At 51.7% G+C, this 2,128-nt stretch carries 2 protein-coding genes; both read right to left on the reverse strand.

What is annotated here, in order from left to right; translation table 11 throughout:
* Positions 1–148: 148 nt before the first annotated feature.
* Positions 149–1,078, reverse strand: a complete 930-nt coding sequence (gene lpxL / locus B3P58_RS15850; protein ID WP_230331031.1) for an LpxL/LpxP family Kdo(2)-lipid IV(A) lauroyl/palmitoleoyl acyltransferase — start codon at positions 1,076–1,078, stop codon at positions 149–151.
* Positions 1,071–2,039 carry an ADP-glyceromanno-heptose 6-epimerase gene (rfaD, locus tag B3P58_RS15855; RefSeq protein ID WP_145467729.1) on the reverse strand — a complete coding sequence of 323 codons (969 nt, stop codon included), beginning with the start codon at positions 2,037–2,039 and terminating at the stop codon, positions 1,071–1,073. Before rfaD ends, lpxL begins: the two co-directional genes overlap by 8 nt.
* Between the last annotated feature and the right edge of the window lie 89 nt (positions 2,040–2,128).

The following is a 2,128-nucleotide window of genomic DNA, read 5'->3' on the forward strand; positions in this document are numbered from 1 at the left end:
TAGTTGACCACTACAAAGTTCCCCTGCGAGGCATTGGGCCTTGATGTTAAAAAATGCTGTTTTTGTCAGCTATGGTGCTGATTAAAAACTGTGGGACAGCAGTGAGCCCGAATGGCTCGTTTTTTTATGTATGCATGGCAATAAAGAGTCATGCACGACGATACAGCATCCCTTTTTTCTCTTTCGCATCCGGGCGCGTTTTAAAGCGCTGGTGCAGCCATAAATACTGGCTCGGATGCTGGCGCAGTTGCTCTTCAAGGAAGGCATTGGCTATGCGGGCGTCGGTGCTGTCGTCTTCACCGGGAATCGGCAACGGATCATGAATGGTCATGGTGTAACCACGGTTATCGTCGTTGCGGAAATAGGTGATCGGCATCACCAGTGCGTTACCGGCTTTGGCGATACGTGACGTTGCCGTAATGGTTGCTGCAGGTACGCCGAAGAAATCGACAAAGACACTGTTTTTACGGCCAAAATCCTGATCCTGCGCGTACCAGAGAATATCGCCCTGTTTCAGGGTGCGGATAAAGCCGCGGATATCTTTGCGGGTAAAGCAATGCTTATACAGACGGCCACGGTTCTGCTCCATCAGATAATTCATCACCAGGTTATTCTGCGGCCGGTAGCTGACGTTAAAGGTCAGTTTATTACTGAGCAGCGTGCCCGCCAGATCAAGCATGGAGTAGTGTGCGCCGAGCAGCATAATGCCGCGCCCTTCCGCCTGGGCCGCCGCCACTTTCTCCAGTCCGACAAAGGTGGTTCTGTTGACCAGATAATCCGGTTTACGGAACCAGGCGATCATGGTTTCCATAATGCCGATACCATTGTCGATAAATACCTGACGTACCAGAGCGCGCTGTTCTTGCGCAGATTTCTCCGGGAAACACAGACGGATATTGACCTCAACAATATTACGCCGGCTTCTGGCGGCTTTATGCAGCAGCAGTCCGAGGCCTTTGCCGATACGCAGCTGCACGGCAAACGGCAGGCGGGTAATGCATAGCATCAGTCCGACCAGCAGCCAGACCGGCCAGTGTTGCGGTTTTAACAGGGCTTTAGGGAAATGCTGCTCAGCCATTTAACCAGTCCATATAGCTGAACACACCCTGTTCTACGGTCGCGAAATCAGCGCTGTAACCAGCCGCGCGCAGGGCGCTGATATCGGCTTCGGTAAAGCTCTGGTAGGCGCCTTTTAAATGATCCGGGAAAGGAACGTATTCTTTTCTGCCGTTGATTTGTTCTGCCGCCGGGCGCTCGCTGTGCCATTTAATAACGGCATCAGCGACGTCATTAAAGCTCTGGCACTGGCCGGTACCCAGATTGAAAATGCCGCTCTTGTCCGGGTTGGCCCAGAACCACAGGTTCACCTTCACCACATCGCCGACAAAGACAAAATCGCGGCGCTGTTCACCATCACCATAACCGCCACTGCCGCCGAACAGTTTGCACACGCCATTGTCTTTCAGCTGGTTATTAAAGTGGAAGGCCACCGATGACATCGAGCCTTTGTGCTGTTCGCGCGGGCCGTAGACATTGAAATAACGGAAACCGACGACCTGGCTGGTCAGTGTGTGCTGAATGGAACGCACATACTGGTCGAACTGCCATTTGCTGTAGCCGTAAACATTCAGCGGTTTTTCGTGGCTGCGTTCTTCTTTAAACACATCGCTGCCGCCGTAAACAGAAGCGCTGGAGGCGTACAAAAAGGCAATGCCTTTAGCCTGGCAGGCGTGCAGCAGCACTTTGGAATATTCGTAGTTGTTTTCCATCATGAATTTGCCGTCCCACTCGGTGGTGGAGGAGCAGGCGCCTTCGTGGAAAATCACTTCGACGTTATCAAGGATGCCGTCGTTATTTTTTACCCGTTGCAGGAAATCGTCTTTATCCAGATAGTCGGCGATATCGCAGTCGCTGATGTTATAAAACTTTTTACCATCGCTCAGGTCGTCGACCACGATAATGTCTTTACGGCCCTGTTCGTTCAGGGTTTTAACGATGTTGCTGCCAATAAAGCCGGCGCCGCCGGTTACGATAATCATGCTTCGGTCTCCTGAATTTTTTTCACAATCGCGGACGTTGAGCAGTTGTCTTTAAAGCTCAGAATAATTACGTCGCCGCCGTTGTTCTG

The organism is Thalassolituus sp. UBA2009 (assembly GCF_002335285.1).
Taxonomy (GTDB): domain Bacteria; phylum Pseudomonadota; class Gammaproteobacteria; order Pseudomonadales; family Oceanobacteraceae; genus Venatoribacter; species Venatoribacter alkanivorans.

What these genes read in the sequence shown, in the direction of transcription:
- lpxL (WP_230331031.1), bottom strand. Translation starts at nt 1,078, where the DNA reads ATGGCTGAGCAGCATTTCCCTAAAGCCCTGTTAAAACCGCAACACTGG.
- rfaD (WP_145467729.1), bottom strand. Translation starts at nt 2,039, where the DNA reads ATGATTATCGTAACCGGCGGCGCCGGCTTTATTGGCAGCAACATCGTT.